Origin of the sequence: Mesorhizobium sp. M7A.F.Ca.ET.027.02.1.1 (assembly GCF_004022985.1) — a bacterium.
GTDB lineage: Bacteria > Pseudomonadota > Alphaproteobacteria > Rhizobiales > Rhizobiaceae > Mesorhizobium.
In genome coordinates this window covers 1-7716 of record NZ_RZOL01000293.1, presented here as the reverse complement: position 1 = coordinate 7716, position 7716 = coordinate 1, and the positions used below count along the sequence as shown (strand labels likewise).

6 protein-coding genes and 2 pseudogenes are annotated in these 7716 nt (G+C 63.1%); all 8 read left to right on the top strand.

Annotated features, from left to right (window positions below):
* Positions 1-456, top strand: a pseudogene (locus EN749_RS25630) (RNA polymerase subunit sigma-24); the annotation flags it as partial.
* Positions 457-682: 226 nt separating this feature from the next.
* Complete coding sequence (locus tag EN749_RS25625) at positions 683-2173, top strand: replicative DNA helicase (protein ID WP_126068580.1); 1491 nt, start codon at positions 683-685, stop codon at positions 2171-2173.
* A 21-nt stretch (positions 2174-2194) separates the two neighbouring features.
* Positions 2195-2800: a hypothetical protein gene (locus EN749_RS25620; protein WP_128364208.1), complete on the top strand. Its 606-nt coding sequence runs from the start codon at positions 2195-2197 to the stop codon at positions 2798-2800.
* Entirely contained in the window at positions 2800-4203 is a 1404-nt protein-coding gene (radA, locus tag EN749_RS25615) for a DNA repair protein RadA (protein WP_013532526.1), read from the top strand. Before EN749_RS25620 ends, radA begins: the two co-directional genes overlap by 1 nt.
* Positions 4204-4266: 63 nt before the next feature.
* Complete coding sequence (locus EN749_RS25610) at positions 4267-4926, top strand: CvpA family protein (RefSeq protein ID WP_127267853.1); 660 nt, start codon at positions 4267-4269, stop codon at positions 4924-4926.
* A 104-nt stretch (positions 4927-5030) separates the two neighbouring features.
* Entirely contained in the window at positions 5031-6500 is a 1470-nt protein-coding gene (purF, locus tag EN749_RS25605; protein ID WP_013532528.1) for an amidophosphoribosyltransferase, read from the top strand.
* 44 nt (positions 6501-6544) lie between these two features.
* Positions 6545-7285 (top strand): SDR family NAD(P)-dependent oxidoreductase, encoded by a 741-nt coding sequence (locus tag EN749_RS25600; protein ID WP_013532529.1) that lies wholly within the window; start codon positions 6545-6547, stop codon positions 7283-7285.
* Positions 7286-7421: 136 nt separating this feature from the next.
* A pseudogene (locus EN749_RS25595) lies at positions 7422-7716 on the top strand (hypothetical protein); the annotation flags it as partial.

The window sequence follows — 7716 nt, the reverse complement described above, 5'->3', positions numbered from 1 at the left end:
GATCAGGACCGCACGCTGTGGGACCGTTCGCTGATCGCCGAGGCCGACGGCCTGATCGGTCGGGCGATCGCTTCGCGCCGCATCGGACCGTATATCCTGCAGGCGGCCATTGCTTCCGTCCACGCCGAGGCGGCAGGCACGGCGGAGACCGACTGGGTACAGATCGTCGCGCTTTACGATGTGCTCGGCCGCGTCGACCCCTCACCGGTCGTGGCACTCAACCGCGCCGCGGCCATAGGCATGCGCGACGGCCCGCAGGCCGGACTGGCGGAAATCGAGGCGGTCATGGCACAAGGCGGGCTGGACGGCTACCATCTGGCGCACGCGGCGCGAGCAGACATGCAGCGCAGGCTTGGCTTGACCGAAGCGGCAAGGACCTCCTACCGGCGGGCGATCGAGTTGACCCGGCAACCGGCGGAACGCCGGTTCATCGAGGGGCGACTCGGTCAGCTTTGAGCGGGATGGCTGCACAGGGCACCATTCTTGTTTTCTCGTTTTGTTCTCCCTATAGATGCGCTACAATCATTCTTTCGATTCGAGTCAATTGTGATTCTTTCCACCGAAAAAACTCGGCTGTGAATCGCGGGTATCAAAGCTGATTGGACAGGCACTGGTGCAGATAAGTCAGCATGGACTTGTCACGTTCTGATATCGAAAGGCCGGGATCGAAATCGGGGATATCATGGCAGAAGCAGCGCGAAAATTCGGCGTGGCGGAAACACCGCTTTATCGTGAAGCGCCCAACAACATCGAGGCCGAGCAAGCGCTGCTCGGCGCCATCCTCGTCAACAACGACGCCTTCTATCGCGTCTCGGACTTCCTCAAGGCCAGCCATTTCTACGAGCCGCTGCACCGCAAGATCTTCGAGGTGGCGTCCGAGTTCATCCGTATGGGCAAGGTCGCGACGCCGATCACGCTGAAAACCTTCCTGCCCGCCGACGAGAAGGTCGGCGACATGACGATGGCGCAATATGTCGTGCGGCTGGCGGTCGAGGCTGTGACCGTCGTCAACGCCACGGACTATGGCCGCGCCATCTATGACCTTGCGACGCGCCGCGCGTTGATCACGGTCGGCGAGGACATGGTCAACATCGCCTATGACGCGCCGGTCGACATGGCGCCCGGCGAACAGATCGAGGATGCCGAGCGGCGGCTGTTCGAGCTGGCCGAAAACGGCCGCTACGACGGCGGTTTCGAAAGCTTTTCCGATGCGTTGAAGAATGCCGTGGACATGGCCAGCGCGGCCTATATGCGCGATGGCCACCTGTCCGGCATTGCCACCGGCCTGCGCGATCTCGACCACCGCATGGGCGGCCTGCAGCCTTCGGATTTGATCATCATCGCCGGCCGTCCGGGCATGGGCAAGACGTCGCTGGCCACCAACATCGCCTACAACATCGCTGCCGCCTATGAGCCTGCCCAGCAGGCCGACGGTTCGGTCAAGGCGGCCAATGGCGGCGTCGTCGGTTTCTTCTCGCTCGAAATGTCGTCGGAGCAGCTGGCCACCCGCATCATCTCCGAGCAGACCGAGATCCCATCGTCGAAAATCCGGCGCGGCGATCTGACCGAGGCCGATTTCGGCAAGCTCGTTGCCTACACGCAGGAGAACCATAAACGGCCGCTCTATATCGACCAGACGGGCGGTATTTCCATTGCCCAGCTTGCGGCGCGCGCCCGCCGCCTCAAGCGTCAGCGCGGGCTTGACCTGATGGTCATCGACTATATCCAGCTGATGCAGGGTTCATCCGCCAAGGCGTCGCAGAACCGCGTCCAGGAAATCACCGAGATCACTACCGGATTGAAGGCACTCGGCAAGGAGCTCGGCGTGCCAATCATCGCCCTCTCACAGCTCTCGCGTCAGGTCGAAAGCCGCGACGACAAACATCCCCAGCTGTCCGACCTGCGCGAATCGGGTTCGATCGAGCAGGACGCCGACGTGGTGCTGTTCGTGTACCGCGAGGAATATTACATCAAGAACAAGGAGCCGGAGAAAGGCACGCCCGAGCATCTCGCCTGGGAGACAAAGATGGTCGAAGTCCAGGGCAAGGCCGAAGTGATCATCGCCAAGCAGCGCCACGGACCGACCGGCACCGTCAGCCTTGCCTTCCAAGGCGAGTTCACCCGCTTCTCCGACCTCGCCGAGGAGCATCATCTGCCGGAAAGGTTCGAGTAGGCATGGTCGCGGAGCAACCGATTGGACTTTAGCAATATCTACCAGAGGATGAAATTTGAAGAGTACGAAATCTCCGAGGAAGAACGCGAGCAACTCACTGATTATTTGAAATCAGCCGGGTCAATTTCTCGTCCTCAATCGCATGCCGGTTTGCTGGTGTTCTGCTATTCAAGCGAACCGACGCCCGGGAACATTGAATTGGTGAGGAAATTCCTTGCCAAGCATGTCGAAGACTATACCCGCAGCGCGGCAGTTGCCGGGCTCTACCGCATTTGGAAGCTGGGCAAGACCTCCGACATTGATGATCTGCTTGGCCTTTTGGAACGTTGGTCCGTGGAGTCTCAGCATGACACGTCTCTCGCTGCGATCGGGTGTGCATTCCTTGTCATGCATCGGCTTCAGGACCACCGCCTCTCCCTAGGACTTAGGCGACTGCTGGAAACACTGCACGAAGAAGTCAAGCGAGACAACGATTTGGCGGTCGGCTTGTTCATCCACGCGTGTTGGTCAGCATACGACAATTGGGCCGTGAACAACGGACAGCGCCGCATGCATTTCGACGCGATCAAAGAGGCTTTGCCGATTTATTCGGATCGCCAGAAATACCTCTTGGAACCGATAAACTGATGGCCAAATCCCGGGTCCAATTCATCTGCCAGAGTTGCGGATCGGTGCATCAGCGCTGGGCCGGCAAATGCGATGCCTGCGGCGAGTGGAACACGCTGGTCGAGGAAGGCACCTCCGGCGGCATCGGCTCAGGACCAGCCAACACGCGCAACGCCCGCAAAGGCCGCGCGGTGGTGCTGACCACGCTGTCCGGCGATATCGAGGACGCGCCACGCATCATTTCGGGCATTGGCGAACTCGACCGCGCCACCGGCGGTGGTTTCGTGCGCGGTTCGGCGCTGCTGGTCGGTGGCGATCCCGGCATCGGCAAGTCGACGCTGCTTACCCAGGCGGCCGCGGCACTGGCGTCAAAGGGCCACCGCATCGTCTATGTCTCGGGCGAAGAGGCGGTCGCGCAGATCAGGCTGCGGGCGCAGCGGCTTGGCGTCGCCTCTTCTCCGGTGGAACTTGCCGCCGAGACCAATGTCGAGGACATCCTGGCGACGATCGCCGACGGCAAGCGGCCTGATCTCGTCATCCTGGATTCGATCCAGACGCTGTGGACCGACCTTGCCGATTCGGCACCGGGCACCGTCACACAGGTGCGCGCCGCCGCCCAGGCGATGATCCGCTATGCGAAATCCACGGGTGCTGCGATCGTGCTGGTCGGCCATGTCACGAAGGAAGGCCAGATCGCGGGGCCGCGTGTCGTCGAGCATATGGTCGACGCCGTGCTCTACTTCGAGGGCGAAGGCGGCCATCACTATCGCATCCTGCGCACGGTGAAGAACCGTTTTGGACCGACCGACGAGATCGGCGTCTTCGAAATGTCGGACAAGGGCCTGCGCGAGGTTGCCAATCCGTCCGAGCTTTTCCTTGGCGAGCGCCATGCAAAATCGCCCGGGGCCGCGGTTTTCGCCGGCATGGAGGGGACAAGGCCGGTGCTGGTCGAGATCCAGGCACTGGTCGCACCCTCCTCGCTCGGCACGCCGCGCCGCGCCGTCGTCGGCTGGGACGGCGCCCGGCTGTCTATGATCCTGGCAGTTCTCGAAGCCCATTGCGGGGTGCGCTTCGGCAGCCACGATGTCTATCTCAACGTCGCCGGAGGCTACCGGATTTCGGAGCCCGCGGCCGATCTGGCAGTGGCGGCCGCCCTGGTTTCCTCGCTCACCGGTCTTGCCCTTCCCGCCGATTGCGTCTATTTCGGCGAAATCAGCCTTTCGGGCGCCGTGAGGCCGGTTGCGCATGCGCAACAGCGCCTCAAGGAAGCCGAAAAGCTGGGTTTTGGAAGCGCGGTTCTGCCTTCGGGCAGCGGGGAACTGGCCGGGGGGATCGGGGCCGGTTCTTTCCAGCCGACCGAGCTTGCCGACCTCGTGGCACGCATAGCCGGCTCACGCCGAAGCCGCGTGGACGAAGAAGATTAGAGCATCGGACCCAGAGCCCGATGTTCCGCGCTATAATGCGGCTCATGGAGTGGGGCGAAAGACATGCCGATTACGCTGCTTGACGGAATTCTCGTCGGCTTCACTCTGGTCTCGGCGATGCTCGCCATGGTTCGCGGCTTTTCGCGCGAAGTCCTGTCCGTCGTCTCCTGGGCAGCGGCGGCAGCGGCGGCGTTCTTCTTCTACAAGCCGGTTGTGCCTTACCTCGCGCCCTACATCGAGAATGAAAAGATCGCCATGGCGGCCGCCGCCGGCGTCGTCTTCATCGTCGCGCTGATCGTCGTATCGGTCATCACCATGAAGCTCGCCGACTGGATCATCGATTCGCGGATCGGCGCGCTCGACCGTACGCTCGGTTTCCTCTACGGCGCCGCGCGCGGCATCCTGGTCGTCGCCGTCGCCCTGCTGTTCTTCAACTGGCTGGCTGGCGCCAAGGCACCGGCCTGGGTCACGGAGGCCAAGTCGCGGCCGCTGCTGGAGCAGATCGGCGCCAAGCTCGAAAGCCTGCTGCCCGAGGATCCGGAAAACGCGATTCTCAAGAAGCTCAATCCGAATCAGCCGGCCGCCGAGACGCCAGCTGCTCCGGACGCACCGGCTGCGGATGCTCCGGCGGGCGGCGACGATGCCAACACGCCAGCGCCTGACGACAATGACGCAACACCTCCGGCCAACAACGCTCCGGCACCGGCGGCGCCGGCAAACTGACGCCGAAAACGGCGTCAGGATCCGACGATGGTGTGAACGACCGCACGGCCCGCGTTGCTTTCGGCGCGAACCCGCATTATATGGCGATTTTAGCGGAGCTTAAGATGGCAGACGCAGACGACGTGCTTTCCGCCGAGGCCGACGACCATTTCCACGACGAATGCGGTGTGTTCGGCATTTTCGGCCGGCAGGACGCGGCAGCCATCGTCACACTGGGCCTGCATGCGCTGCAGCATCGTGGCCAGGAAGCGGCAGGCATCGTTTCTTACGACGGCAGCCAGTTCCATGTCGAACGCCATGTCGGCCTGATCGGCGACACCTTCACCAAGCAGCGCGTCATCGACAGCCTGCAAGGCAACCGCGCCATCGGCCATACCCGCTACGCCACGACTGGCGGCGCCGGCATGCGCAACATCCAGCCCTTTTTCGCCGAATTGGCCGATGGCGGCTTCGCCGTCGCCCACAACGGCAATCTGACCAACGCCATGACCGTGCAGCGCGCGCTGCAGAAGCAAGGCGCGATCTTCTCCTCCACCTCCGATACCGAGACGCTTTTGCACCTCGTCGCCACCAGCAAGGAGCGCGACCTCAACTCGCGTTTCATCGATGCGGTGCGGCAGGTCGAGGGCGCTTTCTCGCTGGTGGCGATGACGGCCAAGAAGATGATCGGTTGCCGCGATCCGCTCGGCATCCGGCCGCTGGTGCTCGGCGATCTCGACGGCGCCTGGATCCTGGCCTCCGAAACCTGCGCGCTCGACATCATCGGCGCGCGTTTCGTTCGCGACCTGAAGCCCGGCGAGATGGTCGTCGTCACCTCCAAGGGCATCGAGAGCCTGTTCCCCTTCGAGCCGCAGAAGACCCGCTTCTGCATCTTCGAATATGTCTATTTCGCGCGGCCGGATTCCTCGGTGGAAGGCCGTAACGTCTATGAGGTGCGCAAGCGCATCGGCGCCGAGCTGGCGGTTGAAAGCCCGGTCGAGGCGGACATCGTCGTGCCGGTGCCGGATTCGGGCACGCCGGCGGCGATCGGCTTCAGCCAGGCTGCAGGCATTCCCTTCGAACTCGGCATCATCCGCAATCATTATGTCGGCCGCACCTTCATTCAGCCGGGCGATTCGATCCGCCACATGGGCGTCAAACTGAAGCACAATGCCAACCGCCGCATGATCGAGGGCAAGCGCGTGGTGCTGGTCGACGACAGCATCGTGCGCGGCACCACCAGCCAGAAGATCGTGCAGATGGTGCGCGACGCCGGCGCCAAGGAGGTGCATATGCGCATCGCCTCACCGCCGACACGCGCCTCCTGTTTCTACGGTGTCGACACGCCGGAGAAATCGAAGCTCCTGGCATCGCGCATGTCGATCGAGGAGATGGCCGAGTTCATTCGCGTCGATTCGCTCGGCTTCCTCACCATTGACGGGCTCTACCGCGCGGTCGGCGAGGCCAGCCGCGATAACGACCAGCCGCAATTCTGCGATGCCTGCTTCACCGGCCAGTATCCAACCCGCCTGCTCGACTTCGAAGGCCACGACAATGTGCGCACGCTGTCGCTGCTGGCGACGAGCGGGACGTAGGCCGGACCGTCATCAGCGTTAGTCAAATTCCCGGAATCCATCGCATGACCCTCGACCTTTCCGGCCGCGTTGCGGTCGTCACCGGCGCCTCGCGCGGGATCGGCTATTTCATTGCCAAGGAATTGGCTGCCGCCGGCGCGCATGTCATTGCGGTGGCGCGCACTGTCGGAGGGCTGGAAGAGCTCGACGACCAGATCAAGGCGGCCGGCGGCCAGGCGACACTGGTGCCGCTCGACCTCGCCGACATGGCCGGTATCGACCGCCTGGGCGGCGCCATCCACGAACGCTGGGGCAAGCTCGACATTCTCGTCGCCAATGCCGGCGTGCTCGGCGTCATCTCGCCGATCGGTCATGTCGAAGCAAAAACCTTCGAGAAGGTGATGACCATCAACGTCACCTCGACCTGGCGGCTGATCCGCTCCGTCGACCCCCTGCTGCGGCTCTCCGATGCTGGACGAGCGATCATCCTGTCCTCCAACGCAGCGCACTCGGCGCGCGCCTTCTGGGCACCCTACGCGGCTTCCAAGGCCGCGGTGGAGACGATGATGCGCTCCTGGGCGCATGAGACGCAGAGCCTGCCGCTCCGGGTCAATGCCGCCGACCCCGGCGCCACCCGCACCGCCATGCGTGCCCAAGCAGTGCCGGGCGAAGATCCCGAGACGTTGCCGCATCCCTCCGAGATCGCCAAACGCATCGTGCCGCTGGCCAGCCCGGACCTGAAAGAGACCGGATTGATCTTCCAGGCCAAGCACAATCGGTTCGTCGCCTATCGCCAGCCGGAATAAAATTAGAGCCTTTTTTGCCGCATGTCGGTTTCCCAAAAACCACTGCATACTTTTAGGCGACATGCGTAGGGATTAAACAGGCCTCCGGCAACGTTTCTTCTGATGTAACCCGTCGAAGACCAACCGGAGGACCGACATGCGTAAACTGCTTCTCGCCACCGCCGCCACCCTGATCGCAGCCGCGGGCGCCGCTTACTCGCAAGATGCCAAGATGAGCTTCTTCGTCACCAGTGTCGGTTCCGGCAAGGGTGCCGACCTCGGCGGCCTCAAGGGCGCCGACGCGCATTGCGCGTCGTTGGCGGAAGCCGCCGGCGTCACCGGCAAAAGTTGGGCCGCCTATCTGTCGACCAGCGACACCGACGCCCGCGACCGCATCGGCAAGGGGCCATGGGTGAACGCCAAGGGCGTCAAGATCGCCGACGATGTCGCCT

Bases quoted from the DNA above. Each gene is read 5' to 3' on its own strand.
- EN749_RS25600 (WP_013532529.1), top strand. From the start codon at position 6,545: ATGACCCTCGACCTTTCCGGCCGCGTTGCGGTCGTCACCGGCGCCTCG.
- purF (WP_013532528.1), top strand. From the start codon at position 5,031: ATGGCAGACGCAGACGACGTGCTTTCCGCCGAGGCCGACGACCATTTC.
- radA (WP_013532526.1), top strand. From the start codon at position 2,800: ATGGCCAAATCCCGGGTCCAATTCATCTGCCAGAGTTGCGGATCGGTG.
- EN749_RS25610 (WP_127267853.1), top strand. From the start codon at position 4,267: ATGCCGATTACGCTGCTTGACGGAATTCTCGTCGGCTTCACTCTGGTC.
- EN749_RS25625 (WP_126068580.1), top strand. From the start codon at position 683: ATGGCAGAAGCAGCGCGAAAATTCGGCGTGGCGGAAACACCGCTTTAT.